The 26,221-nt window shown below is 36.0% G+C and carries 32 protein-coding genes and 4 pseudogenes; 34 read left to right on the top strand and 2 right to left on the bottom strand.

Features of this window, described 5'->3' with window-relative positions; translation table 11 throughout:
- Positions 1–335 precede the first annotated feature (335 nt).
- The 29 genes and pseudogenes from ACH0CI_RS21510 to ACH0CI_RS21375 all read left to right on the top strand — a co-directional run bounded on the left by ACH0CI_RS21510 (position 336) and on the right by ACH0CI_RS21375 (position 20,873).
- The gene (locus ACH0CI_RS21510) at positions 336–767 is read left to right on the top strand and encodes a YwqH-like family protein (RefSeq protein ID WP_013057382.1); all 432 of its coding nucleotides are present in this window, start codon (positions 336–338) and stop codon (positions 765–767) included.
- Entirely contained in the window at positions 764–1,021 is a 258-nt protein-coding gene (locus ACH0CI_RS21505) for a YwqI/YxiC family protein (RefSeq protein WP_136789180.1), read from the top strand. The genes ACH0CI_RS21510 and ACH0CI_RS21505 overlap by 4 nt, the downstream gene beginning before the upstream one ends.
- A gap of 18 nt (positions 1,022–1,039) precedes the next feature.
- Positions 1,040–3,226 carry a T7SS effector LXG polymorphic toxin gene (locus ACH0CI_RS21500; RefSeq protein ID WP_335706535.1) on the top strand — a complete coding sequence of 729 codons (2,187 nt, stop codon included), beginning with the start codon at positions 1,040–1,042 and terminating at the stop codon, positions 3,224–3,226.
- A gap of 56 nt (positions 3,227–3,282) precedes the next feature.
- Positions 3,283–3,708, top strand: a complete 426-nt coding sequence (locus ACH0CI_RS21495) for a hypothetical protein (protein WP_051418580.1) — start codon at positions 3,283–3,285, stop codon at positions 3,706–3,708.
- A gap of 334 nt (positions 3,709–4,042) precedes the next feature.
- Positions 4,043–4,522 (top strand): DUF6985 domain-containing protein, encoded by a 480-nt coding sequence (locus tag ACH0CI_RS21490; protein WP_335707360.1) that lies wholly within the window; start codon positions 4,043–4,045, stop codon positions 4,520–4,522.
- A 612-nt stretch (positions 4,523–5,134) separates the two neighbouring features.
- A pseudogene (locus tag ACH0CI_RS28275) lies at positions 5,135–5,209 on the top strand (polymorphic toxin type 15 domain-containing protein); the annotation flags it as partial.
- A gap of 13 nt (positions 5,210–5,222) precedes the next feature.
- A complete protein-coding gene (locus ACH0CI_RS21485) occupies positions 5,223–5,777 on the top strand; it encodes a T6SS immunity protein Tdi1 domain-containing protein (protein ID WP_028408252.1) in 555 nt (184 codons plus the stop codon).
- A 370-nt stretch (positions 5,778–6,147) separates the two neighbouring features.
- Positions 6,148–6,927: a hypothetical protein gene (locus ACH0CI_RS21480; RefSeq protein ID WP_406902237.1), complete on the top strand. Its 780-nt coding sequence runs from the start codon at positions 6,148–6,150 to the stop codon at positions 6,925–6,927.
- A 19-nt stretch (positions 6,928–6,946) separates the two neighbouring features.
- On the top strand, positions 6,947–7,660 hold the full coding sequence (locus ACH0CI_RS21475; protein ID WP_406902236.1) for a pentapeptide repeat-containing protein: 714 nt from the start codon (positions 6,947–6,949) through the stop codon (positions 7,658–7,660).
- Positions 7,661–8,359: 699 nt separating this feature from the next.
- Complete coding sequence (locus ACH0CI_RS21470) at positions 8,360–9,058, top strand: SMI1/KNR4 family protein (protein ID WP_335707363.1); 699 nt, start codon at positions 8,360–8,362, stop codon at positions 9,056–9,058.
- A gap of 174 nt (positions 9,059–9,232) precedes the next feature.
- Positions 9,233–9,742 (top strand): Imm6 family immunity protein, encoded by a 510-nt coding sequence (locus tag ACH0CI_RS21465; RefSeq protein WP_335707364.1) that lies wholly within the window; start codon positions 9,233–9,235, stop codon positions 9,740–9,742.
- Positions 9,743–10,014: 272 nt separating this feature from the next.
- Positions 10,015–10,428 (top strand): hypothetical protein, encoded by a 414-nt coding sequence (locus ACH0CI_RS21460; RefSeq protein ID WP_028413068.1) that lies wholly within the window; start codon positions 10,015–10,017, stop codon positions 10,426–10,428.
- A gap of 29 nt (positions 10,429–10,457) precedes the next feature.
- Positions 10,458–10,973 (top strand): Imm6 family immunity protein, encoded by a 516-nt coding sequence (locus tag ACH0CI_RS21455; protein ID WP_025751639.1) that lies wholly within the window; start codon positions 10,458–10,460, stop codon positions 10,971–10,973.
- 455 nt (positions 10,974–11,428) lie between these two features.
- Complete coding sequence (locus ACH0CI_RS21450; protein WP_195696836.1) at positions 11,429–11,893, top strand: hypothetical protein; 465 nt, start codon at positions 11,429–11,431, stop codon at positions 11,891–11,893.
- A gap of 212 nt (positions 11,894–12,105) precedes the next feature.
- Positions 12,106–12,591, top strand: a complete 486-nt coding sequence (locus ACH0CI_RS21445; RefSeq protein WP_154991762.1) for an antitoxin YezG family protein — start codon at positions 12,106–12,108, stop codon at positions 12,589–12,591.
- A gap of 205 nt (positions 12,592–12,796) precedes the next feature.
- A complete protein-coding gene (locus tag ACH0CI_RS21440) occupies positions 12,797–13,252 on the top strand; it encodes a DUF4274 domain-containing protein (RefSeq protein WP_406902235.1) in 456 nt (151 codons plus the stop codon).
- Between the two features lie 227 nt (positions 13,253–13,479).
- A pseudogene (locus tag ACH0CI_RS21435) lies at positions 13,480–13,930 on the top strand (immunity protein YezG family protein).
- Between the two features lie 27 nt (positions 13,931–13,957).
- Positions 13,958–14,464, top strand: a complete 507-nt coding sequence (locus tag ACH0CI_RS21430; protein WP_098331806.1) for an ankyrin repeat domain-containing protein — start codon at positions 13,958–13,960, stop codon at positions 14,462–14,464.
- A gap of 322 nt (positions 14,465–14,786) precedes the next feature.
- Positions 14,787–15,282 (top strand): annotated as a pseudogene (locus ACH0CI_RS21425) (immunity protein YezG family protein).
- A gap of 126 nt (positions 15,283–15,408) precedes the next feature.
- Positions 15,409–15,864, top strand: coding sequence for a DUF600 domain-containing protein (locus tag ACH0CI_RS21420; protein ID WP_335708236.1), 456 nt, complete (start codon positions 15,409–15,411; stop codon positions 15,862–15,864).
- Positions 15,865–15,917: 53 nt separating this feature from the next.
- Positions 15,918–16,397 carry an antitoxin YezG family protein gene (locus ACH0CI_RS21415; protein ID WP_335708237.1) on the top strand — a complete coding sequence of 160 codons (480 nt, stop codon included), beginning with the start codon at positions 15,918–15,920 and terminating at the stop codon, positions 16,395–16,397.
- 90 nt (positions 16,398–16,487) lie between these two features.
- A pseudogene (locus ACH0CI_RS21410) lies at positions 16,488–16,958 on the top strand (SMI1/KNR4 family protein).
- A 113-nt stretch (positions 16,959–17,071) separates the two neighbouring features.
- A complete protein-coding gene (gene cdiI / locus ACH0CI_RS21405) occupies positions 17,072–17,449 on the top strand; it encodes a ribonuclease toxin immunity protein CdiI (protein WP_253352893.1) in 378 nt (125 codons plus the stop codon).
- A gap of 139 nt (positions 17,450–17,588) precedes the next feature.
- Positions 17,589–18,101 (top strand): ankyrin repeat domain-containing protein, encoded by a 513-nt coding sequence (locus ACH0CI_RS21400; RefSeq protein WP_406902234.1) that lies wholly within the window; start codon positions 17,589–17,591, stop codon positions 18,099–18,101.
- Positions 18,092–18,550 (top strand): antitoxin YezG family protein, encoded by a 459-nt coding sequence (locus tag ACH0CI_RS21395; protein WP_047750816.1) that lies wholly within the window; start codon positions 18,092–18,094, stop codon positions 18,548–18,550. The genes ACH0CI_RS21400 and ACH0CI_RS21395 overlap by 10 nt, the downstream gene beginning before the upstream one ends.
- Before the next feature lie 76 nt (positions 18,551–18,626).
- Positions 18,627–19,139, top strand: a complete 513-nt coding sequence (locus ACH0CI_RS21390) for an Imm6 family immunity protein (RefSeq protein ID WP_165575062.1) — start codon at positions 18,627–18,629, stop codon at positions 19,137–19,139.
- 116 nt (positions 19,140–19,255) lie between these two features.
- Entirely contained in the window at positions 19,256–19,750 is a 495-nt protein-coding gene (locus ACH0CI_RS21385; RefSeq protein ID WP_406902233.1) for an ankyrin repeat domain-containing protein, read from the top strand.
- Positions 19,751–19,838: 88 nt separating this feature from the next.
- The gene (locus tag ACH0CI_RS21380; RefSeq protein WP_406902232.1) at positions 19,839–20,333 is read left to right on the top strand and encodes a hypothetical protein; all 495 of its coding nucleotides are present in this window, start codon (positions 19,839–19,841) and stop codon (positions 20,331–20,333) included.
- Between the two features lie 27 nt (positions 20,334–20,360).
- Entirely contained in the window at positions 20,361–20,873 is a 513-nt protein-coding gene (locus tag ACH0CI_RS21375) for a hypothetical protein (RefSeq protein WP_406902231.1), read from the top strand.
- A gap of 34 nt (positions 20,874–20,907) precedes the next feature.
- Here ACH0CI_RS21375 and ACH0CI_RS21370 read toward each other — a convergent pair whose 3' ends face one another.
- Entirely contained in the window at positions 20,908–21,783 is an 876-nt protein-coding gene (locus tag ACH0CI_RS21370; protein WP_406902230.1) for a glycerophosphodiester phosphodiesterase, read from the bottom strand.
- Positions 21,784–22,051: 268 nt separating this feature from the next.
- Between ACH0CI_RS21370 and ACH0CI_RS21365 the strand changes: the two genes are divergently transcribed.
- The 4 genes from ACH0CI_RS21365 to ACH0CI_RS21350 all read left to right on the top strand — a co-directional run bounded on the left by ACH0CI_RS21365 (position 22,052) and on the right by ACH0CI_RS21350 (position 24,888).
- Positions 22,052–22,771, top strand: a complete 720-nt coding sequence (locus ACH0CI_RS21365; RefSeq protein WP_406902229.1) for an endonuclease V — start codon at positions 22,052–22,054, stop codon at positions 22,769–22,771.
- Positions 22,772–22,865: 94 nt separating this feature from the next.
- Positions 22,866–23,459, top strand: a complete 594-nt coding sequence (gene uptA, locus ACH0CI_RS21360; protein ID WP_013057365.1) for an undecaprenyl phosphate transporter UptA — start codon at positions 22,866–22,868, stop codon at positions 23,457–23,459.
- 134 nt (positions 23,460–23,593) lie between these two features.
- Positions 23,594–23,878 (top strand): DUF3219 family protein, encoded by a 285-nt coding sequence (locus ACH0CI_RS21355; protein ID WP_063247850.1) that lies wholly within the window; start codon positions 23,594–23,596, stop codon positions 23,876–23,878.
- A 14-nt stretch (positions 23,879–23,892) separates the two neighbouring features.
- Positions 23,893–24,888: an LLM class flavin-dependent oxidoreductase gene (locus ACH0CI_RS21350; protein ID WP_406902228.1), complete on the top strand. Its 996-nt coding sequence runs from the start codon at positions 23,893–23,895 to the stop codon at positions 24,886–24,888.
- 17 nt (positions 24,889–24,905) lie between these two features.
- Here the strand turns inward: ACH0CI_RS21350 and ACH0CI_RS21345 are convergent, their stop codons facing one another.
- Positions 24,906–25,868: an aminoglycoside phosphotransferase family protein gene (locus tag ACH0CI_RS21345; protein ID WP_335708245.1), complete on the bottom strand. Its 963-nt coding sequence runs from the start codon at positions 25,866–25,868 to the stop codon at positions 24,906–24,908.
- Positions 25,869–25,915: 47 nt separating this feature from the next.
- Between ACH0CI_RS21345 and ACH0CI_RS21340 the strand changes: the two genes are divergently transcribed.
- Positions 25,916–26,113, top strand: coding sequence for a hypothetical protein (locus ACH0CI_RS21340; protein ID WP_034269118.1), 198 nt, complete (start codon positions 25,916–25,918; stop codon positions 26,111–26,113).
- Positions 26,114–26,221 lie beyond the last annotated feature (108 nt).

Below are 26,221 nucleotides of genomic sequence, written 5' to 3'. Positions count from 1 at the left end.
ACAAAACCTCTGCAGAACGTGCAGAGGTTTTTTGCTGTGTAAAAAAACGAAGTAAAGTTGGTCTTTTTACGCAAAAAGCTTTAATTTGTGGGAAAAAACGGGTATGGGTACAAAGAAATGGTTTTATTCTACTTATTCTTTGTTTTAGATAACGGTATATGGTTGGATGACGTATTTAGACATGAGTCTTTTTTCTCTGATTTTCCATTTTTATCTCAATTCATGAAACTAGAAGCATAAAAAAGAGAGTTTTTTCCTATTTAGCTATAATGAGACAAATTTTATACTTATAATTATTGGATTAAACTCGAAATGTGCGGAACAGGAGGAACGATATGGGGTTAGGAAGCGTATTAGACGGACTGCTGGGTGAAGTATCTGGAAGAGTCTCAGATGTAGAAGGGAAAATTTCTAAGCTAAGAACGGCTAAAAGTAAAATTGAGCATGAACAAGCTGTTTCATTAAAAGAAATTGAACACATCAAAAAGCCTGAGCTGGGAGACAAATGGACGGGTACGTTATCGGATGATTTTGACGAAAAACGTACGGCAGCCTACGACAACATAAAAGGCATTTTAGACGGTGATTACGATGGATACATTCGTGAAATTGAAACAAAGATATGGGCGCTAGAAGCTGAAAAAGGAGCTTTGAGTGGCTTGAACGCCGTTATTGGAGAAGCGGATTCTTTATTAGCTAAAGGTGAAGAAGCCTATGACGCAGTAGAAAACAAGATTAGTGAAATTAGAAGGGGGCTGTTTTCATGACAATTAAGCTTGATCACGCTGACGTTATCAAAAAGCTTGAAGCAGTCAGCACAGCGATTGGAAATTTATCCATTAGCAAAATGCCTGACCTTGGAAAAAATAGCCTTGATACTACAGAGAAATGGGAAGCGCGCGAAGAAGAAATTCAAAAGCTTATTTCTACTTATATAAAAGCACTAAACAAAAACGTAAAAGATACAAAATCTAATGTAGACTTACTAAAAGAACAAGACGAATCTATTATCCATTCGTAGCAGCAAAGGGGGATGACTGTGGGAAAGGTATACGATGCAAAAGCGCTGTTTGATGTAGCAAAAGACAGGGAAAAAGCCTACGATGAGTTACTCAGCCAGCTGGGTGAACTGAAAAAAGCGCTGCAGGGCGTAGCGGACTTAGAAGGCAGCTTAGAAGGAAAAGGCGCTGACAATATAAAATCTTTTTATAAGCAGCACGCCGATACGGCCGGACAGTGGGAAAACTTAATTAAAATGCAGCAAAGCTATTTTTCAACGCTTCACGTTAAAGCTGAAAAAGCAAAGCTATCAGGAAGCACGATTGTAACTGAATCATTTTTAGAAACAGAGCTAAAAAACGCCAACAGCAATGCTAAAGAAATGGTTGCGCAGCAGCACGACGATCTGCAGAGTATTTTAAACGGCATCGATGATATCGTCTCTATTTCAGCGTTTTCAACGAGTGAGTTTAACGATAAAATAGAAGAAGCAGAGAAAAAACGCACCGATACAATTGAAGCAGTGAACCAGCTAGACGCTGAATGGTCAAAAGAATACAGCGAAATGGACGACTTCTATGCGGTAGTGGATACGCTAGTAAGCGGCTTAGAGCTGGCTACGAGTCAAGGAGGAAGTGTCTATCAGCTTGCCTTTGACGAAAAAGCCTATCACGACAGCGAGCTGTATAAAGTTCAAACAAAGCTAAACGACTATGCAACTTCATATGTTGACTACAACAAGCAGCAAGAAGAAGTATACGAGCTGGAAAAAAAGCAAGAAGAAGAAGCAAACAAGCCGTGGTATGAAAAAACGTGGGACGCGGTTTCTACCTTTACAGGAGAGGTCAGCGGATATTATGATTATAAACGAGCAGCAGAAGGCGTGGACCCTGTTACGGGTGAAAAACTTTCCACCTCACAGCGCGTCGCAGCGGGAGCCATGGCAGCAGCCGGCTTCATTCCGGTTGTCGGCTGGGTAGGAAGAGCCGCAAAAGGCGGAAAAGCCATCTACAAAACGGCTAAAGGCCTAAGCGCAGCGGATCACGCCCTAGACGCCTACAAATCCGCCAAATCCTTCAAAGTCCTGGAGCAAACCGAAAAAGGCCTCTACGGTCTTGTGGCTGCAAACGGCTTAGGAGAATACGTGACCGGACGCGACATGTTCGGGAATAAAATCAGTGAAGAACAGCGTAAAGCAAGTCTTCTGCAAGCACTAGGAATTGCTGGAGCTGGAGCGCTTTCTACGAAAGTAGCGGGGAAAATGGGACAAAGCCTTGCGACCAAAGGAACCGAAAAACTCAACAACATGCGCAACACGCTTCGCACAAGCGCTGTTGCCAACGTCACAAAGCAAGCCTACCAAAGCGTCAAAAACGCACCGGCCTCTTGGACTCAGTCGCTACATAAAACGTATAACAACATCCTAGACAGCAGTATGCCAAGACTCATGCCAGAACTTGTGCCGGCTGGTCCAGCACTTGCCCAGCAGACGGTGAGGGAGACCTTGCAGAACGCGAAGAAACAGACGATGCAGATGATTGGTAAGGTGACCTACGATCCTGTTCATAATCGCTATCGCAAAGCTGATGGAAGGTTTATGTCAAAGCGTGATGTGGAGAAGCTGGGTGATTCGGTTAAGGTAGAGACGGTTCGGAAAGTTGATAAGCCTGTAAAAGTAGAGCGTGTGAGTGAGCCTCAAATTCGAAAGAATACTAAGGGTACGGGTAATCGTTTAGCTGGAGAAAGTGAAGTTAAAACATTCGTGGGAAGAGGAGAACAGTATACAAATGGAAGAAAAAATAGATTAAAGCCTAATATAAGATATATAACAGGAGAGTATGACTACTTCTATGAAACAGATAATGCAGGTAGACTTGTGAAATTTGAAACAGAAAATTTACAATTAACAAACAGAGAAGAAAGATTACCACACAGTAAAAATACACCTGGTAAAGTTAAAGGGCAAGATCATGCAGGCCATTTGGCAGGTGATAGATTTGGTGGATCGCCTAAAATTGATAATCTAGTTTCACAGTTATCGGATGTTAATCTAAAACAATATAAAAAGATAGAAGAAGAATGGGCTACAGCCTTAAAAGAGACTCCTCCTAAAGAAGTAAAAGTTAATGTTGAAATTAAATACGAGGGAAATAATAAAAGGCCATCAGAATTTATCGTTGAATATGAGATAGACGGAAGATATGAGGGAATAAATATACTAAACTAGGAGTGAATATATTGGGAAAAGTATTTGAGGATTACTTTAGTGAATTGCAGGCGGATATGGTTTCGATATGTTTAGAGTATGTTTTCGATAGAGCAAATAAAATATATATATATTGTTCTTATGAAGAAGGTCTTATTTCAAATGATTTTTTTTATAATATCAATGGTAAAATTGTCGAGAGACATAAACTTAATGATGCATTGATCAATGTAGAGAATAAAGACGATTTTTCTTATGATACTTCTGTAGTCCGTCAAAAAGCAGTTGTTAAAATAATCAATGAAGATATTAAAGAAATGATTAAATTATGCAAAGAATACAATCGTGAAATGCCAACAGAGATTAAACTGGTTTACGATGTTAAAGCAAATAAATTAACCGCAGATTATAAGTATGAGCTTGTGCATACAATTGATTCTAATGAAACTGCAAGTTCCGTTGCTAGGCGGTGGTTTGAGCAAGTTAAGAGGGAACATATTTAATAATAAAATAGCTTTTTACTTATTAAGAACCCTTGGTTGAGTGTCAGTTACTCGTTAAAGGGTTTCTTTTTATAAAAGGCAGTTTCGCTACTGAGAGAAGGCGTAAATTTTGAGGAGGCTCCTAAGGGTACGTTTGAAGTTGCGCAGAAGAGCCCAGCTAGAACCTTTAACAATACGTATGGAGAAAGACTTGCACAAATACCGGTGAATAATGGAAAATAGAATGAAGAACGTGGTGACTCCACATTTGCTTATAAGAATGAGAGGGTCAATGAAACCCTAAGTGGAGTTTTTAAGGCAGGTAAAGTAAAAAAACAAGTAGAGGGTGGCAGCAATGAAGACCATTCAACATAAAATGTTTGGAGAATTAGCCTACTACCATGGTTGGAAGAGGGCTATGAACATTACCTTGTTTGGACATGAAAAGACTGTAACATTAAATATTGAAGCGGAAGATGATGCAGAATTTGAAGATGCACAGGTCAATGCTTATCATAAATTTTTTAATGACAAAGAACGTCTTTTGAACTTGGCTGAGGATGCTATATTGAACTATTATTTAGAAGTTTACGAAGATTACAGACAGCGACTCGGTGAGAAATTCGCTGATAAGATGGCTCCTGTCATATCCACAAAGGACGAGGTAGCTACTATTGTTGAACCTAAGCAACTGATATTTCCTATGGTCTTTGATGAAGATGTAAGACAAGTTGGTTTGTTACTTGAATGCACGTGGGAACCTGAGCATGGTCTTGCGGTAAAATTTGAGGATGAAGAAATAGTCGAGGTTGGTTTTCAAGATATTGTTTTATAATTTGGGGACTACCCAGTGCCGAATGGGCCCAACGGTTTTTATGAGATAAAACTAATAAATAAGATAGTGGTTAAAGAGTTCATTAATTATTTAAAGGATAGTAATACTTCGCTAAAAAAAGATGATATTATGAACTTTTTAAAAGGGTTACAGTAGAATTTAAAGCACTTGATTGTCTACTTTAGGCAACAAGTGCTTTTTGTTTTTTGTGAGAAATTTATGCTTTGGACTACATAAAAAATGCTAATGAAAATCAATAGCTTATGATGGTTGTACCATCAAGGCATTATGTTTTAATACTTGGTTTGTGAAAATAATATAATAATTAGGCGATAAACAATGGATAAAGTAAAAGGATGTTCGAACTTTGCTTTGGCTTAATAAATTATGAATTGTATTTTTACTAGATACGGCCTTATAATACTCGCTATTCGTTAAAAAAGCGTTACATAAATTTTAATTTCGTAATGGGAGGCTGAAAAATTAAACGTTGTTGAGTATACAGAATTCTCAACTCAAGGACAGGTAAGTTGAAATATCAAAAAGACGAAATCAAAGTATACTGTAAGGAACAAGGTTTGAACTTGATACATATTGTTAGAGATTGAAGGAATAGAAGAGATGGCTAAAGATATGACGCCTGAACAACTCAAAAACACGTATTTAAATGTAAAGCTTATACACTAGGGAGGAGTAGGAATTGAATATATACAATGATTTTCGGCAAAGTGGAACAGTAGAAGAAGAAACAATCAATAAATATAAAGAGCATCTTCCAAAAGAATTGATTGAAGCGTGGAAAACATATGGATATGGAACTCTTCTGAATGGTTATTTAAAAGTAATTAACCCTGATGATTTTAGGGAGTTGATAACTGACACATATTTAAGAAATGAAGGGACTATTCCAATTTTTGCTACATCCATGGGTGATATTATACTATTTGAGATGGATGAAAATAATGAGTCCTATGTAGTGATGGTTAACTATCGTAAGGCTAAAACGAAAGTGCTAGCTTCAAAATATTCTTTATTTATTAGATTTTTAGAGGAAGAACCATTTAGACAGAGATCATTAGAATGGTCACCTTATATAAAAGCGGTAGACCACTATGAGTTGCCAGCTTATGATGAGTGTTTTGGTTATACTCCATTATTAGGGCTTGGTGGAGCAGAAAAAGTAGAGAATCTAAAAAAAGTCAAATTGAAGGAACATATTCTTATTGTTACTGAATTCATGGGACCAGTTCAGTAATGTTCAAAGCTATATTACAAAATGAACTATAAGCACTTGACTGCCTTTTAGGCAACAAGTGTTTTTTTGTGAGCAATTTTTTGTTTTTAAATTATCCGATGTGAATGTGAAAAATATCAGAAAGTTAAAGAGAAATGAGGTTGAATTTTTAAAAAAATATTTCAAAAAAACAAGTGTTGACGTTAAAAACATTTATACTGAGAGTAATATGCAAACAAAGGAAATTTATAGTTAAATATATTATTGATGGCAAGCATGGCCTTACAGCATTTTATTATTGTTAAAGAAGTAAAAGTAGTATGAAAGAATTTAAAGATTTATTCAGTGAATTGCAGGCTGATATGACATCTAGTATGTAAGGAGGATATAGATGAAACCTAATTATTTTTCAATTTCAATGTACCCCACAGTAGCTTTTAACGAAGAGGAGCTATTAGGTCGTCTTTTGGATGTGTTTGAGTCAAATGAAAAATTTGCTCCTACTCATTGGGGGAACGCTGAAACGGTACGGGTAGAATATAATCGTGAGGAAATTCTAGAAGAAGTAATTTCGGGACGTAAAGTATCTGAAGTTCATCTGTATCGTGATAAATCTGTGCACTATAGAGGACGCTTTGAAGTTAACTTGAACTATGGTTCATTTCTGAAATTTGAATTTCAAAAATCTATTCCTCAAAAATTTTTGTCAGATTTTTTTGTGCTATCTGATCAAATCGCAGAAGTTGCAAAACCTTGTTTTGGAGTAGCTCAAATTTGTTGGCCAGTACCTAATCCTCGGAATACTGAACGTGAACGTTTACAAAAATGGATGAATATCTCATCTCTACCTATACCGGTTAGATTTCTTCCTAACGGTCCTTTGGGGGTAGGAGCTAGAACATATTTTAGTGGTCAGGTTTTGGAAATGTTTGATAAAGAATTCTTACTAAATACTCCCGCTGTCGTATCGGAATTAGAATGGGGCGGGGTTTGTATGGATCTTTTACAAAATCCATTAGAAGCTGATAGGGATACATTGCTAGATCGGTGGTTACATGTAATGAAATACTTAGAACCAGCTCAAGTAATAGCTGTGCCAAGTTTTCATGAAAGTCGAATGGTTGTCACGTATTCGCCCAATGTTGCTTGGAAGAAGTATCTAGAAAATTAAAGGAAAGGAATTTGTAATCATGGATGAGAAAAGTAATGAGCGAATAAGGGTTATGGAAATAGTAAATAGATCTCAATATAATGATGAGGTTATAGATCAGGTAGATATGAGTGATTTAGACCTTAGTTTTTCAGACCTGTCAGAAGTAATGGCAAGGCGTATTATGGCAAAACGTGTTGTGTTGAGAGCCTCTTCACTAATGAGAGCAGCGTTTCATGACTGCGATTTTGAGTTAGCTGATTTCAGAAGTTGTAATTTAGAGGGAATTAACATGGCAGATTGTAGGTTTGGCGAAGCGGATTTTTCTAAAGCAAATATGAAATATGCAAAGATAAATATAAGTAGTTGCTTTGAAACTCGTTTTGATGAGGCTGATTTTTCACATGGAGAATTAGTTGGAACAATTTTAAATCATGCTACATTTCGCCATGCAAATTTGTCAGGAATTGATGCGGAACAGGCCGACTGTACGGGAACGGATTTCAGCGGTGCCAATCTGACAAATAGTAAATTTGAAAAAGCGCATTTGGAAAATGTAAATTTATCAGCGGTAGATGCTAGAAATGCTAATTTCACAGAAGCGGATTTTACCGGAGCAATCCTTTTAAATGGGGATTTCACAGAAGCGGATTTTACCGGTGCTAAACTCGACAATGTAGTTTGGACAGGAGCAAATGTAGAAGGAGCTAAGTTTGACGAAAATGTGAAAGAACAAGTGTTGAAAATGATATAGAAGTAGCTTTTAAATTGTATGTAAAATTGGCACCTACGTTTTAATGTATGATTTGTCACAGCATGTAAAGGGTGTCACACTCTCACTATAAAACTTGCAAACTTAAAGCACTTAATTGTCTAAGAGAGACGATGAGTGCTTTTTGTATTTCAGTATGAAAGGTGAAATGAACATGATAATTTTATAAGTATGCTAAAGAGAATGGTAAAGCAGTATCTAAAAAGAAATCAATACCCAATTTTGTGAAAAAACAATGGGAAGAAATATGTTGTTGATTCTTATATTCTAGGTGGGGAAATTGTCTCGAGGAAATTCACTCAACTGACTGAAGTACAAGAAAAGACCGCATTAAGTTATTTAAGTGAATTTACTAAAAAATATTATTCTGGTAAATTTAACCTAAACACTTTAAAAGGTGGTCGAGTAGAGGGAGAATTAATTTTGGAAGTTCCTGTTCAAACGAAGCCAGTTCCACAAAAAATCACTAAAGATCATTGGTCGATACGAAAACAAAATGTATTGAAGTAATATGACAGGTGAAAAGCCGAAAACTCATGATTTTAAATATACTGACTAGCTTAAATAGACCCAAAAAATGATGAATACTGAAAATCACCTAGGTTTCTACAATAGTCTAACAGAAGAAAATAAATATAGTTTAATAAATGAATTTAAGAGGATAAATAGGAGTGATTCTAAGTGAATAAGTTATCTTTTCTACAACAATACAGAAAAAGTATTGAGTTTGTATCTAATGAAGACTTACTAAGTATTGAGAAAGAGAAAATCCCGGAAGAATGGATGGAAGTATTTATAGAAACTGACAAGACTGAGAGGAAAGATAAAATAATTGCTTTATGGAATCGGGTATGTGAAAAAGAATTAAGTCATACGATCTCATATTTAAAAGAGAATTTAATAGATGTTGAACTCATTATAGATAATGGACAGTACGCCATTCTATATAGCGTGAAGAGTGAAAATGACGAAATTCTTTATTATGAAGGGGGAATACCAAACAAATCAATTTACGATTTAGACATGCAACAAGCTTGGTCAAGTGTTCCGCAATCTATTGTTAAATTTTACGGAAAGTTACATAATGGCTTTTATTATATGCCAAGTCGAGCAATGGGTCTAGTACCGTTAGAGAGAGTAACTTATTTTAAAGAAGATGAATGGGGGATTCTTGATGATTTAGAGCATCCATTAGAAATCAATCTTGATACCACTTATGGATTTTTTGAGAATGGTATGGGTGGATACGTTGCGGTGGATTTGAACAATTGTACGGATAATAGAGCAACACTGTGGTTCACCAATGACCAGCCTGAATATAGTGTTGATTTCTGGGATATTGTAGATGAATGGATTTTAATAGGGTTACAAGATAATTAAAAAATAATGTGTAAATAAACTAAGTTTATATAGCATATAGCACTTGATTGTCCATAAAAGGAAGCAGGTGCTTTCTTTTATGGACAATCAGTACAATCATAGAAAAGTTCAAAAATGAATTACGTGTACGTTAAAAAAATGGAAAGATTATTAAATAAACATAAGGAGGATTTTGTGGAAAATAAATCTATTATTAATTTACAAAGTGAACGAAAAGTTGGGGCTGTTTTAATTTTTGCTGAAAGAGTATTTTCTGTAATAAGTAAAGGTGATGAAAGATATCCAGCAGGTAGAGAAGCGTTAGACAAATGTTGGTTATGGGGTGAATCTCATACTGTAACTGGAGATGAACTCTATGAGCTTATTGATAGTGCAGACTATACAGGGATCTCAGAATTTGCTGAGGAAGAAGAAGACTTGAATATGGCTAGGCTATGGTCACTACTAGTGGATGCCGTCGCTTATACATCTTGGGAAGCTTATAAAAACGAAAAAGTAAAATATGTACCGCAAGCACTGGAAGGTATCGGTGCAGATAGTATCACTGTCTTTTTGAATAGCGCAGTTGAAACCGGTTTTATCACAGTAGAGGAAATTGAAAGAATGGAATTAGTTCTTTATGATTATGAGTGTATAAGCAATGAAACCTCAATAAAAAGAGAAGACTTTATGAAATTATTTTAACTCAGTGTATGGAACCTATTAAATAAACAGAACGAATGAGTAAGTGTAGACCACTACAGCAAATGGTGAGAACTAACAGTAAGCACACCTCAAAAAGCAGTTAAATGCATTATTTTTAACAGCACGTAATTGTTAAAGGAAAGAAAAAGGCGCTTTTTATGTTTTAGGATAGGAATCAATAGGTCTAGTCAAATTTTATAAGTGCAAAACTATTAAATAGTAATGTATCTTTAGTCTTAACAAGTCATCCCATTTTATTAAGGAGAATGTAAATGAAAATGGAATTAAATATCCAACAAAGAGTTGGAGAATATAGAGTGAAAAGTGATCAGTTATTTGAACAGAAAAATTATCAACAATCTGTTGATGTATTAATCAAAGGGTGGGAAGAGATTCCGCTTCCAAAAGGGTTATATAGTGATACTTATGAGGTGGTAAAAGATATCATTGATACCTTTATCATAATGAATGACTATGAAAGTGCCCAATATTGGCTAACTCATCTATACTCATCAGGCTTTAAACGATTTGATGATGGTGAAAAAGAGTTTATTTCAGGCGTTATTTATTATGAGTTGGGATCCCTTTTAATTGCCAAAGAGTTTTTTGATATAGCTAATCGAAAATCAGAAGGAAGGTTATTTGAAGGGAAAGACACGAAATATATAAAATTACTCAAAAGGTAACCATGTATGAAGGAAGATCACCAAATCAAATGAATCGATTTAATAATTTGAGCAAGGATGCTAAAGTCGTATATCTATTGTCGCTATCTAATTTAATTATCAACAAGATTTCTGAATCTAAAGGATTTGAAGTAGCGGTTGAGTCATTAGAAAAAGCTTGGGAATGGCTAAAATTAAAGGATTTTGACGCAGATAGCCTGTATGTATATTTAGAAAACATAGATGAAACAGATATCATGACTTATATGCAACTGGCCGATGATAAAGATAATGAAAAAGTATGGATATGTATTGGAAATGCTCTGGCATATACAATCTGGGAGGCGTATCAATATGAAAAAGAAAAGTATCTTCCCCAGACTATTGAAAGTGTTGATTATCAGACTGTTGAAAGCTTCATAACAAATTTTGAAAAGGTATATGAGAATAATAGTATCTCAGATAAGCTATTACACTTTCTTGAAGAAAACTATCCAAAGAATGCTGATAAAAGGGTAGATTTAATTTCAATAAAGACTTTTATTGATGAGTCTATTGAGAAATAGATAACTAAGAAACTTCTAAAAATGTGTAATTATTTAGCTATACTTTCAAAAGCAGATTTTAACTTCAAAGATAAGCAGATGAGACTTTTAGATGACAGCTGCTTTTGGTTGTTTTTTTGAGATATTTACATTTTGTATACTTGAATGATGCTTTATTAAAGTTCATGAAGGTAGCATCATCAAGGAATATCAAGTTAATATTTGAATTTTATGAGAAGGACGATGATCAGAAGCCAAATGGATATATCGCCTTTTAATATTACACTTCATCACAATGTTAAAGAGGTATACAAATGGAATGTAAGGATGGTCAATCATTTATCCCTTGCCGGACGATACTGTGCTTTCTGAAAAGGAAGGTAAATGGAGAATGAATTTACCAGAAACGTATAAAGAATTTGTGGAAAAAAACAGCACTGTTAGTAGAAATATTATGGGAAGGTGTACAAGTGACTATGGAAATGTATTATTGTGACGAATGGTCAGATATCAAAAAGAAGCCTTGGAACATTCTTGATGAGCATACTGCATACACATACCACCAAAAACATAAACCCTATACGGTCGTACTAAGGGAAGATGAGAAGCACAAGTATATTATAAATATTACAAATGAATGGGTTTCGGTAGGGTTTTATGATGAACTAATTCGTAAATATTTAAATTATGATTTCGAAGTTATGAGTGAAGGTAAGCTTTTTTTAAGAACAGCCATGTATTGGGAATATGATGATAAAACTAATACAGAAGTAAGTAGTTTGATTTTGAATTTCCGAGAAGATGGTTACATAGCAATGGAAAAGCGTGATTTAAAAAATGGTTCAGTCGAGGAGCGCGAAGCAAACAATACCCTTGAAAAAAACTGGGATGTGTTTCCTGAATTTGGCCAATACTTATATTTGTGCAAAGAAGAGCGCTAATTCCTTTGTGAAGCTAGAGTTCATAAGATGTGTCAGCTTAATAGTTGCTACGATATATAAGTATCATAGTGTCTTTTTTTAGTTGTTTGACATGGATTTGAAGAAATATAAAAAAGTTAAAGATAAACAGTTAGGATAACATACCAAATTGAAGATGAAGAACTAGGGATAGCAACAGTTGAAAACCAGTCAGGAGGATAAATTTTATGCAAATGGAAAGCCAGTTACAGGAATTGTATCAAGAAATAGCAGAAACGGTTAATAATATGATTCCAGAAGAATGGGAGAAATTTTATTTTTATGCACAGATTGATGAATCAGGGGGACGAGTTTACTTTTTTTATAAATCAATTAGAGATAATAGCTACACGTATAGTCTAGATATACCAAAACAATTTAACATATCGGAACTAGAATTTAATAATGAAGAAGATAAGCTTTTTGATCTTAGTGAACAGCTCAGGGAAATCTTTAAAGAAAATAACCAGGAACTATGGTATTCTTTTACGCTAATGTTAGAGCAAACAGGGAAGTTCTCTGTATCATTTGATTATACAGATTGGTTGAATACAGATTACGGATTTGTAGCACAGAAAAAGATTTGGAAGTATAAATATTTAGATGAAGCACCGGCGGATGAAAAAACTAAAAGTTTAATAGATCAGTATTTAAAAGAATATCCAAATAATCCTATTTAAATAATTATTAAGGCTATACAAATAAAGGAAGCAGTAAGCACAAAGTGAAGATGCGGGATTTTCGAGTACAAATATTTAAGTAGAGAATTAGCGGATGAAAAAGATAAAGAACAAATGATGAAAATGAAAAGATATGAAGAGAATTTTAACAGCAATAATCAATAATTTATAGCATTTGAGTTTTTTAAAAAGGAGGCAAGAACTTATGGATAAGGACGATATTCATTTTCTTCAACAGTTACTTAATAGCACAGATAAGGATTATATAATAAGTTATTTATTGAATACTAATAACTCTCTATTGCTTCATTACTCTGCTGCAAATTATAACTGGAATAGTGGGTTTGAAGTGCCAACAGTTATTCTAGAAAATGCAGCTTGTGATTTTGGAACAGGTTTACTGATGTTTCATTATGCAGACGGGTATCGTATGTTAGAAGATCCTGGTGAGGTTTCAAATTCTTCCTTGAAAAATTGGAAAAATTTTTTAGGGGAAGTTTACAATAAACTCATAAACTTAGAGTTTACATCTCAGGATATTTCTTTCAATCCTGAATTAACAAATATTCAAAAATATAAATTAAAGAAGAGTAATCCAAACATTCCTGAACTCCTTATTAATAAATCTCCAGGAGATGCGGTTGATATTTTTAAAATATAATGAATTAGTAACTAACCTTAGGGAGTAATAAACGCGTTATAACAAGAGAAAAGAGTTAGGTCTAAATCCGAAATACATAAGGAAAGTTAGATATACATATCAAGCAGCTGAATCTGGAAGAATGGCAGGTATAGAATTTGAGCGAACTGAAGTCATGAAAAGAGTGGCAGGTGAGACCGCTTTTGTTGGTGTTTCATTAAGGTCAAATGTATCGGAGGTTGCTAAAAGTGGAAAATGAAATGAAGCAATTACATAAAGAAATAGCTGAAACAGTGAATAAAATGATACCAGAAGAATGGGGGAAGTATTTATTTTTTTTATAATACACCTCACAATACACAAAGTTTTACGTATAGTTTGAAAATCCCGTTTGAGTATCATGTGGATCAACAAGAATTTAAAAAATGTAAAAGAAAACTGTTTGAATTGAGCAATCAATTAAGAAGCAGTTTTGAAAATAATCATCAAGAGCTTTGGTATTCATTTACAATGTCTGTAGATAGTAACAGGAAGTTGAACATACACTATGATTATACGAATTGGTTCGATACAAAGTATAGTTTTAGTGACCAAATGATGATTTGGAAACGTAAATATCTAGGTGAAGAAGCAAGTGAAGAAAAAGATAGAGCATTAATTGCAAAGTACGATAGTGAATTTCCGAATGATCCTATTTGAGTAGATGATAATGAAGGAGTTTGCATAGTGAACCGAAACCATAGTAAGAAATTGATAAGAAATGCCATTAAAACTGGCGATATTAACGCAGTGAAAAAACTAATAGGCGATGATATAGAGACTTTGAATACCGTGAATGTATTTGGTACGTGGTTACATGTAGCGGTTAAAAAAGAGAACCTTCAAATCGTCCGATATTTAGTTGAAAAAGGAATTGACGTTAATGCGAAAGGCGGGACATTTGATGCTTCTGCGTTAAATTTAGCAGCTGGGTCCGGTAATTTAGAGATAGTAAAGTATTTAATAGAATCTGGAGCAGAACTAGATGTGAGCTTAGCGAAGAGAAATCCACTGTTTGGAGCAATTTATGGGGGGCATCAAGAAGTAGTTAAATATTTAGTGCAAAAAGGAATAGATGTGTCGATTAGATACACGGGAGAAAATATCAAAAATATGAATGCCTATGAATATGCAAGAGAGTTTGGGCAGACTGAGATTGCTGAATATTTAAAGCAAAGGATGACTGAAAATTGATTGGGTTTAGATTGTCTCTCATGCAGGTGGTACAAATTGCTTAAGAGCAAAAAAATGAGGAGAGAAGTTGTTAAATTAGGAAAAGAATTCGAAAAGAGTCGAATTCTTTTTTTATGTTGGAGTAAAAAGTTAGTATTTGAAATGTAAAGAATGCAATGCAGGAAGTAGAGAGAAAGTATTTAGTACTTTAGTGTTTTATGATAAGAGTAATGGTGAGTTTATTGTAGTGGTTTATAATAGTTATAGAGAAACATTAATGGATGGTACAGTAAGGAACGCGTTATAAACTGGAAAAACAGTTAGGTGGTCGAACATATTGAGTATGGAAACAGAAATAAATCAAATTTATAGGGGAATTTCTGAAACAGTGAATGAAATGATTCCTACCAAATGGACAAAGATTTATTTTTACGCTCAAATATCCGAAACGGGCGGAGGCACTTACTTTTTTTATAATACCCTTGAGAATGAAAAGAACTATAAATATAGTTTAGAAATTCCTTGTGAATACGACGATATTGATAAAGAATTTTATAAAATGAAGGATCGAGCTTTATTTGAGTTAAGTAAAAGATTAAGAAACGTTTTTAAAGATAATCAGCAAGAACTTTGGTACTCTTTTACACTATCTGTTAATAGCGATGGCAAATTGAAGGTGCATTATGATTATACAAATTGGTTTGACACGGATTATAGCTTTGATGACCAGCTAGTGATTTGGGAATATAAATATTTAGGAACAGAACCAGATGATAGCGAAAGCAAGACTTTAATCAATCAATAAGTATTTAAATGAGTATCCCAATAATCCAATTTAGCATAAATCCAGTATTTTTGGTTAAATTCCCACCTCATGAAGGTACTAAATTAACCCTAAAGAATTGCATCAAGGGAACATTTTACAAGCGTAGAATTAAAAGTTTATAAGCGAGGTGCAACATCATATGAAAGAATTTGAAGACCGATTCAGTGAACTCCAAGCTGATATGATATCAATTTGTATAGAGTATATTAACGATAGAGCCGACAAAGTGTATATCTATGCTTCGTGTGAAGGAAACATTATCGCTAGTAAGTTTTTTTATCTTATTAACAATCAATATGTAAAATCTCATCAAGTGAACGACGCCTTAGAGGATGAGGGTGAAAGATATGATACATCTCCGAAAAGAGGATTTATGGTATTAGATATTTTAAATGAAGATATTGAAAAAATTGAAGCGCTGTGTAAAGAAAATAACAGAGACATGCCAACGGAGATGAAATTAATTTATGATGTGAAGAGCGGCCACTTTACAGCGGAATACAATTACGAGTTGGTTTATACAAATGATGATGTTAAAACCGCTAGTTATAATGCTAATGAGTGGTTTGAAAAGGTGAAACGTAATAGACTTTAATATTTTGCTAGGGCTTCTTAGGCAATTTAACAAGGCAGCAGGAGGAATGTTAGATGAACGAAGAAAAAGTGAATAAGCTATATCAAGACATGGGCAATATCGTAATAGAGACCATTCCGGAAGCGTGTTCTAAAGTTTATCTTTATGGTGAAGTTGTTGATGGTGCCCAAACAGTGTACTTCTATTATTATCCTAATAACAGTGATGAAATTATATACAGTCATGACATTCCTGAAATTTTTGCTGTAAGTGAAGAAGACTATGTTAAACAATGGAACAAATTATTAGACTGCATCCAAGAATTGTGGAAAGTGTTTACCGGAAGTGAGAACCAAGAGCCATGGACCAGCTTCACTTTAATTTTTAATCACAAAGAAACGTTTACGATTCAATTTAATTATGATGATCTTTCAGCCGCAGATTCCCATGCTAGGAAGACAATATGGAAATATGAATACCTTAGTATCTTGCCAAAAAGTAAGCTAGGACAAAAGCATCTAAAGAGATATCTCGAGGCTGTAAAAGATAGATAAAAAATGAACAGCTTATAGTGTAATTCATTATGTTAAATATACATATTACAATAGGGAATGAAAGAATACTACAGAGAAGGCGTACATTCAATGGAAATAAAAAAAGATTCAATCATTTATCCATTACCATCGGATAATTTACTAGCTGAAAAGGAAGCGTTTTGGAGAGTGAAATTACCTCCAGACTATAAACAAATGATAAAAAGAAATAACGGGGCTTCTCCAGAAGCAAAAGCTTTTAAAGTGAAGAGTCATAGCTATGTATTAATAAGGTTTTTATGTATTCTTGAAGCCCCAGAGAACAATGAAGCTGGTACGTTTGACATTGATGTAACGTGGACTCAATTAGAGGATCGGCTTACAGATGATGGAGATTTATTGGGAGTAGCTTTATTACCAATCGCAATGTTATTTGCAGGAGATTTTGTGTGTTTAGATTATAGAAATTCAAGAGATAACCCTAGCGTTTGTGTATGAGATCATGAAAATTCTGCTGAGCTTGAGCCGAACACGTATCCTGTTGCAGATACATTCAAAGAATTTTTAGCTATGCTTCATTAATCCGCAGCTAAAGTAGGGCATGAAAATAATTGTGGATTTTTTGAGGCTCTCATAGAAGTAGTCGTGATCAAATAGTAAATGTTGATTCAATTAATTATAAAAAGGGGATACGAATGAAGAAGATCGTAGAATTATTTCATGATATAGATTGTACGTTGTCTCCCATGATAAGTTTTTATAGCGCTTTATCAGATCAAAAATTTTTAAAAGTCTTACATTATTTTTCAGAGGAAACTGGTTATGGAAATGAGTACTACACTTGTACATTTTCAGGGGACTTAGAGCCGTGGGAAGAGGGCTATGTGGAAAACGGCATTGAATTTCTAGACGGTACGGGTGACACTGACAAAAGTGTTATTGTTGATTATGAAACGTTTTTAACTTATTTGAACAAAATTTGCCACGTATATATTGAAGATCATGCCCATGATAAAGAAAAAGTGATGGCTCTTTTACATAAAATCAAACAAAATTATAGTATCGAAGACTAGTAGGAGTATATGAAGAAGCAACGAATCGAGTCTTGCTATAGACAATAAGCTCCCCACACTACAGCGCATTACACCAAGCAGAGAGACGATATATTTTGGAGAGAATTCTACAAGGTAGAAAGTAGAGGGAAAACGAAAAATGGAAATAACTCAAATGACAAAAGCTATTAGAGGTGCTATAAAAGGTGGTCACTTAAATAAGGTGAGAGACTTACTTGAGAAAGAGCCAGAAATGTTAACATGGGTCACACCTTTTGGCACATGGCTACATGTAGCGACAGCTCATGGTCATTTAGAAATCGTCCAGTACTTTATTTGTGCTGGAATAGATGTTAATGCACAAGGAGGAACTTTTTCTGCCAATGCCTTAGAAAGAGCGGCTGCAAAAGGACATATAGATATTGCTAAGTATCTTATTAACCATAATATTGAAATTGATATCAGTGAACCAGATAGAAATCCGCTGTTTGCTGCCATATATAACGGTCATTTTGAGATGGTTAAACTGTTAGTTGAGAATCATATTAATATATCGATCACATACTCTGGTGAAAACATGAAAGAAATGGATGCTTACACATTTGCGATTGAACGAGGACAAATAGAAATTGCTGAATATTTAAAGCAGAAGGTGGACAGTAGATGGAATTAAAGCTTAATAATATTTATCAAAAGGTGGCCGATAATTTAAAGGAAATGATACAAGAAGACTGGCGAGAAATCTATTTGTATGCAGAAGTAGGAGAAGGTTCTCAAGCAACGTATTTCTTTTATTATCCAAAAGGAAGCGATGAACCTATATATAGTCATGATATACCTGAACTATTTGAGGTGTCAGAACAGAGCTACTTAGTGTTATTAGATAAACAGTTAGAGTGCTTTCGTGAGTTGTTAGATGTATTTATAGAAAACAAGCAGGAGATATGGACAAGTTTAACTTTGCATTTAGGTCATGATGGGAAATTTGAGATAGACTACGGGTATGAAGATATTCTTACTGTTGACCCGTATGAACAACAGGTGATTTGGGAGTATAAGTACTTAGGGATTATTTCAGAAGATGAATATGATAAAAAGATCATAAAAAACTTTCTTTCCTAATCATAGAAGAGCAAAAGATATATGGACGGAGGCGTTAAGCTCATCATAGTGAGGGAAATGGAAACGGAGTTTAAGAATGACTAATGCTAACTTCAATAGTTTAACAGAACATGATAAAGTGATATTTTTTTTGGCACTTTCAGAAAAAGTGGTACCGTTACTTTCTCGTACGGAAGATCAAATTTTAGCCCGGAAAGTTATATGTAAATGCTGGGAAGGGTTAAAAGACAAAGAAAATAGTGGAGATACTCTTTATGAATTATTAGATCACGAGGAAAATGGTATCACAATAATTCAAGAGATGTCAGATAATAAAACAGATGTGATAGTCTGGGACTGTATTATTGATGCAGTTGCTTATACTAGTAGAAAAGCATTTGAAAGAGAAGGCGTCGAATATTACCCCGAACCCATTGCTTTAGTGGATGATACATTAGTAGAGCATTTTATAAATGGTTTTGAAAGATGTATAGAGAATGCGGATAGTTACATAGAAAGATTAACTTCTTTATTAAATGATGATACGAATAGGAAAACAATGAATGATCTGCGAACAAAAGTGTTAAAAGAACTACAAATACGACAGTGATTTTAATTGATCACAACTATTTAAAAGCAAAAACGGTAGAAACAGCTAAATTATTGAGGGAGATGTCTATATTAAAACACGGCAATAATGGGCGACTACATTAAGGGGGATATGCTTTGGAGAAAAACAGCGTCAATAAAGCAATAAGGAATGCAATTAAACGTGGTGACATTAACTCAGTCAAAGAACTAATAGGTAGTAATAAAACAATTCTACACACCATGACTCCATTTGGTAGCTGGTTGCATATAGCAGCAAAAAAAGGACAGATGGAAATAGTAGAGTATCTAGTGCATAAAGGAATCGATGTAAATACAAAAGGTGATATATTTGATGCTTCTCCCTTACGAGTCGCAGCAGGTGAGGGGCATGTAGAAATAGTACAGTACTTAATCCAATCTGGAGCAGAACTAGATGTAAGCTTGGCAAAAAGAAATCCTTTATTTGCAGCAATTTACGGTGGTCATAAAAAAGTAGTTGGATATCTAGTTAATCAAGGTATAGATATTTCCGTTCAATATACCGGAGAGAATATCGAGGATATGGATGCGTACCGATATGTTAAGGAATTTGGACAAATAGAAATTGCTGAATATTTAAAGCGAAACTGAATGAAAAAGTACAAAAGAGAGTGCTTAAAGATTAATTAAATTGTATATAACAGGTCACAAAGCTAATAAAAGCAAGGAGGTCCATCTCATGCTAGAACCTATATATGTTGAAAACGTAATTGTCGGAGTGATACATAAAAAGCAGTTTCAATGGTATGTGACCGACCGAGAGCTATGGTACTTGGATTATGTGAAGTTTGCACAAGCTTTTGAAAGTGAAGGTGGTTCAGCGGTTAATGAATACATGGAACCTGAACGAAAAGGAATCGAGGTTCTTAGCAGTGAAAATGCTGAGCTTTTTTTACAACGTATAGAGTCGTATCAAGCAGACACAGCTACTCTTTTAAAGCTGTTTGAAAATAAAATAGAAAGCGTAGATGAAGAAGATGTATTAGACTTTAGCCCTTCGTTTTTAGTGAACTTTGATCAAAAAACGTTCTTCTCACTGTTTCCTGAGCCGGCTTCATTTGAAGAATACGTTCCAAGAGATTGGAAAGGAACGTATGAAGACTTTACAGGTTTGATTCCAAAAATAGAAAAGTATTGGGTAAATAAGGACGGAGAAAATTTATTTGAGCTGTGAAAGCAAACAGGGCATGGAGGGATAATGTTGTTTCGTGTTCAAACATTCATTAAGCGTCCAGGTATTTTGATTACCGATTTATCATCTCTATATGAAAAGGAATCGCACTATTTTATCGATATATCAAACGAAGAAGAACTCATTCGTTACGGTAATCAGTTTGATTTTACCTGTCTTGAAGGAGCTATTAAGCTTGAATACTACGGTGAGCCGCTTCTTGATGCATCTGCGTGGGATGTTATAGATGGGATGTGGCTTTATTTGTTGGATGCAATGGAGAGTTTAAAAGAGACCGGATATGGAGAGATGAATTTTCCAGATCAACCGTTAGTATTAACCTTAAAATCGGCTTCTGAACAGTTTGTACTGTATACCTTGCATACATCTCCTCCCGTAAAAGCAGTGCTTCCAAAACAAGACTTTTTTATGATGGTGTTAGGAGGAGCGGAGCAGTTTTTTAAAACGATGGAGAGATGTTTTAAAGGGAACTTTCAGTATTTCAGTGAAATTAAACGTATTGAAGCGTTAAAAAGGCAGTAAGGAAGACGAGGTTACTAGTAAAAGATTACAGGAACTATGGCCACATTGTGACGGCAAGTGTAATTACTCGGCGTGCGCTTCCTTTTTCGAGCTGTTGTCCGATAGCACTTGATGTTTGCACCCAATTCACTTCATCAGGATAATTTGTAATCACTCCGTCACTTTTTGTTTTCCACAAAAATGAAGCGGGAAGCCGCTTGGTTCCAGACCACGGCGATATTTTCATTCCGGCAGAATGGACTTGGTGGATAAGAGCAGGCGTTAGGATGTCATAAGACGGGTTAAAGTAAGTGGCAAAAGCGGCGAATTGCTGGATTGAATTTGGGCTTGCGTCTCGCTGTGAAGAAGTTAGTATGCCTATAGGAACGTTTGGGAGAAGCTCATGCATTTTTTTCATGGATGAAACGTTAAAAGACTGAATGATAACGTGATTGACCTGTCGCTTGTTGATTTCAAAAGCTACTTTTTTTTCAATTCCGGGGTAAAGTTCTGGGGCTTTTAACTCTATTAATATACCGATTTTTCCTTGAAATTCATCTAACACTTGTGAAAGAGTTGGAATTTTTTCATTCGCAAACGAATCCCCTTTCCAGCTTCCTGCGTCCAAGCGCTGAAGCTCCGCGTACGTTAACTCTCGAACGTGTCCGCTTCCGTTTGTCGTTCGGTCTACGGTACGGTCATGCATAATAACGAGTACACCGTCTTTGCTTTGCTGCACGTCAAGTTCAATGTAATCCGCATTCATTTCTAACGCTTGGTGAAAAGCAGCCATTGTATTTTCAGGTGCGTAGGCAGAGGCTCCTCGGTGCGCGATATTTGTGAGTTTTTCTTCCGTGCGTGCAAAAGCAGAAGAGGCGATTGAACAGCATAACAAGGCGACGGCGCTTAAACCAGCTAAATATTTTTTCATCACATTTCTCTCCTATGCGTTGGTATAGAAATAGCGTAACGAAAAAATGTGATGCTGATATAGAGGAAGTGTGTAGAAAACGTTGACATTTCGTAAAGAAAAATAGGGATTTTTTCATGATGATGTTTACAAAAAATGCGTAAACGAATAGCGATTTTAATCAAACGTTAAGGAAACAGCGCTATAATAGAAGGTGTGAAAAAAAGAATAGGAATTTCTTAGAAAATAGTTGTATAATAGGTGAGTCAGTCAATGAAAGGAATGGAACATGGATATTCAGTACATACATGCGTTTACGATGCAAACGAAAGAGGAGTGCCGGACGCTTCAGCAAAAGCTAAAAGCACAAATTGATTTAACATCACGCGTCAAAATGACGCATATACATAACTGTGCTGGTGTTGATGTTGCGTACTGGGAAGAAAACGGCATATCTCACGGAGCGTGCAGCATTGTAGTGGTTGATTATCAGACGAAAAACGTTGTGGAAAAAGTGCACAGTGTAGGAGAAGTAACCGTTCCTTATCTTCCTGGATTCCTAGCTTTTCGAGAGCTTCCTTTAATTCTTGAAGCGGCTAAAAAACTTCAGGTAGAGCCCGACGTGTTTTTATTTGATGGCAACGGATATTTGCACTACGAGCATATGGGAGTAGCCACACATGCTTCGTTTTTTCTCAATAAACCTACCGTTGGAATTGGCAAAAGCTATTTAAAGATCAAGGGACATGATTACGTTATGCCTGAAGATACAGAGGGCGCCTATGAAGATATTGTGATTGATGGCGAAGTTTATGGTAGAGTAGTAAGGACAGCTAAAGGGGTAAAGCCCATTTTTCTGTCGTGCGGAAACTATATTGATTTGGACATGTCGTATCAGCTTATGATGCATTTTATTTCAAAAGAAAGTAAGCTTCCGATTCCGGTCCGCCTAGCAGATCTGCATACGCATGAGCTGCGGAAAAGGTACCGGCAGTCAACAGGGAAGTAAGCTGTTCATAGTGAGTTCATAGTTTCCTTTTATACTGATGGTTGGAATATAGTAGTAGTGTAAAATTATTAAAGAATGAGTAAGGTGATTAAAGGTGAGTTCATTTGTTGCGAGTATTTTGGATTTTTTAACGAGCCTTGGCTATTTAGGTATTGCGCTCGGCTTAATGATTGAAATCATTCCAAGTGAAATTGTACTAGCTTACGGAGGGTATATGATTTCTCAAGGCATGATTAGTTTTCCTGGAGCAGTCATTGCCGGAATTATTGGCGGGACGATTGCACAGTGGTTTTTATATTGGATTGGAGCCTACGGAGGACGTCCGTTTCTTCAAAAATACGGCAAGTACTTATTCATTCATGATAAGCATATTGATCTTGCGGAAAACTGGTTTAATAAATACGGCGCGGGCGTTGTTTTCTCCGCTCGTTTTGTCCCGGTTGTTCGACATGCAATTTCGATTCCTGCAGGTATTGCTAAAATGCCGTTTTGGAAGTTTACGTCTTTAACCGTGTTAGCGATGATTCCTTGGTCGATTTTATTTATTTACTTAGGCGGAAAGCTAGGGGAGAACTGGGCGAACATTGAAGACGTAGCAAGCAAATATACGCTTCCGTTTGTAGTTGCGGCATTTGTGATTATTGTTCTTTATTTCGTATTCAAACGCACGCGTACAAAGCGCGTATAAGATCGTTTTTGGACTACAAGCATGGCGAAAAGCCATGCTTTTTTTGCATGCGCAACCAGAAGCTCTTTTATTTGCTCATGACTTCTTCAAGTGCTATTATTTTTCATACGCACTAAAAAAGGAGACGATTTAACGTGGTACAAGAAATTGTATTAAATGATATGCCTATTCAAATTTACAGCTATGAACAAGAAATTGTAAAAGGCAAAACAAAAGTTTCAGTTGATTTTAAGGTAACAAGTGAGGAATATCATGATATTACTACACTTTTATATAAAGGTACTTTTCATGTAAATGTCCCGGAAGAAGATCTCGATTTTCAAGGAACGATTCATCAGTACTCTACGTCTTTTACAAATTTATATGAAAAAGGCCAGGTAGGGGATTTTTCATTAAGTTTAATTGAAGTGAACGAATAAGGAGAAGATGCGTGATGAAAGTAAGTATACTCGACCAATCACCCGTTCCATCCCATCAGACCCCAGCGGAAGCGTTAGAAGCATCGAGGCAGCTGGCCAAAGCGGGTGACAAGCTTGGCTATGAGCGCTACTGGATTGCAGAGCACCATGATTTGTCTGGACTTGCCTGTTCGGCTCCTGAAGTGATGCTTGGCTATATCGGCGCACAGACTAATAGAATTCGAATTGGATCGGGAGCGGTGCTGCTGCCTCACTACAAGCCGTATAAAGTAGCGGAAACGTATAACATGCTGGCAACGCTGTTTCCAGGGCGCGTTGATTTAGGGATTGGGCGCGCGCCGGGTGGATCGGCTGAAGCAACAAATGCGCTGTCGGATAACTTCTTGCAGCAAGTATTTAAAATGCCTGAACTTGTTGAAGAGCTTCTGCAGTTTTTAGACGATAAATTTCCGGCTGAACATGAATACGCCAAGCTTTCAGCTTCGCCGCTTCCGCCTGTCTCTCCAGAACCGTGGCTGCTTGGCACAAGTAAAAAAAGTGCCGAGCTCGCTGCTAGAAACGGAATGGCCTATACGTTTGGACAGTTTATGAGTGAACAAGACGGTTCAGCTATTATTGATCAGTACAAACAGGCGTTTCAGCCGAGACGAAACGGAGATCAGCCCTATGCGATTGTCACTGTATCGGTCATTTGCGCTGAAACAACGGAGCAAGCGTATCGCATCGCAACGAGCTCACTCGTATGGAAAATTCAACAGGATAAAATGGAAGCAAAAGGTGTGCCTTCTATTAAAGAAGCGGCCAGCTATCCGCTGACAGAAGAAGAAGAGAAAAAAATGACGAAGATGAAAGAAGCCATGATTATCGGAAATCCAGAAGAAGTGCATGAGCGCCTTCAAGAAGTTAAAGCACGCTACGGAGCGGATGAACTCATGCTTGTCACCATTACGCACGATCCGGCTGACCGATTAAAATCATATGAGCTTGTCGCAGAGAAATGCAAAAAATAAGAGCCAAATGTCGGCTCTTATTTTTTATGCCCGTAATAGTACTTAAATAAGTGCTGAAATGCTTCTATAGCACGTAAAAAAGAAGCGGTGTCTTGGCGGTCTTCTATTAACCAGCAAGTGGCTAATACAGAATGAGCGTATCCCCACAGTAAAATGCGTTTTTTACTTACGTTCAGTTCTTTTACAAATATATTGGTTCGATGGTCAATTGTCTCTGCTACGTTTGTCTTAGGCAGATGATTTAAAAGAAAAGGGATAATTTCGTACTCTTTTTCTCCAATTAACCCTTTTGGATCAATTATTTTCCACGCTTCACCAGACTGTAAGATGTTATCATGATGCAAGTCTCCGTGAAGCAAAAAAAGCTGCTGAGAAGTCCGGTTTAATTCAGAGAAAACGGCTAGCGCGTGTTGAAGCGTTTCGGAAGAAAGAAAATCAATGCCGCTTGGATACATTTGTGTATACTCTCGAAGCTGCTTCTCTCTTTTAACGGCTGTTTCTTCGATAGTGGAGTCTGATTGAGGCATGCGCCACAGAGATTTCATGAGCCGAGCAGCGATTAACGCAGCCTCTTCTTTAGTTGATAAAGAGGAAAGCGGGCATCCGGGAGATAGCTTTTCAAGCAGTAAAATGCCTTTTTCAGCATCGCTGTCCACTATTTTTACCGTGTTCTCACCAGCTATTGCTGTCAGTGCTTCTTGCTCATGAAGCAGCTCTGAAGGCTCTACAAAGAGTTTTACAACTAGTTCGCTTCCATCTGCTTTGCGCGCAGGAGCAACAAAGTGGTAAGAAAGAGGGAAGTGACTGTGAATGGTGATATGCCATCGCTGTTCGCAGTAGCGAATCAGCTGAGGAAAGTCAGTTAGCCACTTTTGGCCTTTATGAGAGTGAAGGTGAGTAATTGTATCACAAAATGTTTGAGGCAACGTATGCATGCGTTTATCTCCTTTGTCGTTTCCAATTTTTTCTGATAAACTCATCATATACAGCCTACATGGAATCTGTAAAGAAGGAGGAGATCCTATATATGAAGACAAAGAAGGTGAAATCCCCTTGGGCTCTCGTTGGGTTTCCGGTTTATATCATTGGATTTTCACTTTTACTTGCTGAAGGTGCACCGGAATGGGTAGAAACAGTGAGTAAAATCATGATCGCTCTTGGAATCATTTTGCTTATTATTGCAGGAATTGATCTTAAAAAACGAAAAAAATCAGCACAAGCCTAAAAAACTGCCGTTTGGCAGTTTTTTTATTTGGAGAAAGGGTAACAAGATAACTAGATAAAAATGTTGAATTATTATTCTTTTTGATGTATAAATATAATATAGAAAGCA

The organism is Priestia sp. 179-F W1.4 NHS (assembly GCF_045369295.1).
Lineage (GTDB): Bacteria > Bacillota > Bacilli > Bacillales > Bacillaceae_H > Priestia > Priestia zanthoxyli.
Note: the sequence above shows the minus strand (reverse complement) of the source record. Positions and strands in the feature narration are given on the sequence as shown.

Excerpts from the sequence above, each read along its gene's own strand:
- ACH0CI_RS21510 (WP_013057382.1), top strand. The coding sequence starts at position 336 with ATGGGGTTAGGAAGCGTATTAGACGGACTGCTGGGTGAAGTATCTGGA.
- ACH0CI_RS21505 (WP_136789180.1), top strand. The coding sequence starts at position 764 with ATGACAATTAAGCTTGATCACGCTGACGTTATCAAAAAGCTTGAAGCA.
- ACH0CI_RS21495 (WP_051418580.1), top strand. The coding sequence starts at position 3,283 with ATGGTTTCGATATGTTTAGAGTATGTTTTCGATAGAGCAAATAAAATA.
- ACH0CI_RS21490 (WP_335707360.1), top strand. The coding sequence starts at position 4,043 with ATGAAGACCATTCAACATAAAATGTTTGGAGAATTAGCCTACTACCAT.
- ACH0CI_RS21480 (WP_406902237.1), top strand. The coding sequence starts at position 6,148 with ATGAAACCTAATTATTTTTCAATTTCAATGTACCCCACAGTAGCTTTT.
- ACH0CI_RS21475 (WP_406902236.1), top strand. The coding sequence starts at position 6,947 with ATGGATGAGAAAAGTAATGAGCGAATAAGGGTTATGGAAATAGTAAAT.
- ACH0CI_RS21460 (WP_028413068.1), top strand. The coding sequence starts at position 10,015 with ATGAAAATGGAATTAAATATCCAACAAAGAGTTGGAGAATATAGAGTG.
- ACH0CI_RS21455 (WP_025751639.1), top strand. The coding sequence starts at position 10,458 with ATGAATCGATTTAATAATTTGAGCAAGGATGCTAAAGTCGTATATCTA.
- ACH0CI_RS21450 (WP_195696836.1), top strand. The coding sequence starts at position 11,429 with ATGGAAATGTATTATTGTGACGAATGGTCAGATATCAAAAAGAAGCCT.
- ACH0CI_RS21445 (WP_154991762.1), top strand. The coding sequence starts at position 12,106 with ATGGAAAGCCAGTTACAGGAATTGTATCAAGAAATAGCAGAAACGGTT.
- ACH0CI_RS21440 (WP_406902235.1), top strand. The coding sequence starts at position 12,797 with ATGGATAAGGACGATATTCATTTTCTTCAACAGTTACTTAATAGCACA.
- ACH0CI_RS21420 (WP_335708236.1), top strand. The coding sequence starts at position 15,409 with ATGAAAGAATTTGAAGACCGATTCAGTGAACTCCAAGCTGATATGATA.
- ACH0CI_RS21415 (WP_335708237.1), top strand. The coding sequence starts at position 15,918 with ATGAACGAAGAAAAAGTGAATAAGCTATATCAAGACATGGGCAATATC.
- cdiI (WP_253352893.1), top strand. The coding sequence starts at position 17,072 with ATGAAGAAGATCGTAGAATTATTTCATGATATAGATTGTACGTTGTCT.
- ACH0CI_RS21400 (WP_406902234.1), top strand. The coding sequence starts at position 17,589 with ATGGAAATAACTCAAATGACAAAAGCTATTAGAGGTGCTATAAAAGGT.
- ACH0CI_RS21395 (WP_047750816.1), top strand. The coding sequence starts at position 18,092 with ATGGAATTAAAGCTTAATAATATTTATCAAAAGGTGGCCGATAATTTA.
- ACH0CI_RS21390 (WP_165575062.1), top strand. The coding sequence starts at position 18,627 with ATGACTAATGCTAACTTCAATAGTTTAACAGAACATGATAAAGTGATA.
- ACH0CI_RS21380 (WP_406902232.1), top strand. The coding sequence starts at position 19,839 with ATGCTAGAACCTATATATGTTGAAAACGTAATTGTCGGAGTGATACAT.
- ACH0CI_RS21370 (WP_406902230.1), bottom strand. The coding sequence starts at position 21,783 with ATGAAAAAATATTTAGCTGGTTTAAGCGCCGTCGCCTTGTTATGCTGT.
- ACH0CI_RS21365 (WP_406902229.1), top strand. The coding sequence starts at position 22,052 with ATGGATATTCAGTACATACATGCGTTTACGATGCAAACGAAAGAGGAG.
- ACH0CI_RS21350 (WP_406902228.1), top strand. The coding sequence starts at position 23,893 with ATGAAAGTAAGTATACTCGACCAATCACCCGTTCCATCCCATCAGACC.
- ACH0CI_RS21345 (WP_335708245.1), bottom strand. The coding sequence starts at position 25,868 with ATGAGTTTATCAGAAAAAATTGGAAACGACAAAGGAGATAAACGCATG.
- ACH0CI_RS21340 (WP_034269118.1), top strand. The coding sequence starts at position 25,916 with ATGAAGACAAAGAAGGTGAAATCCCCTTGGGCTCTCGTTGGGTTTCCG.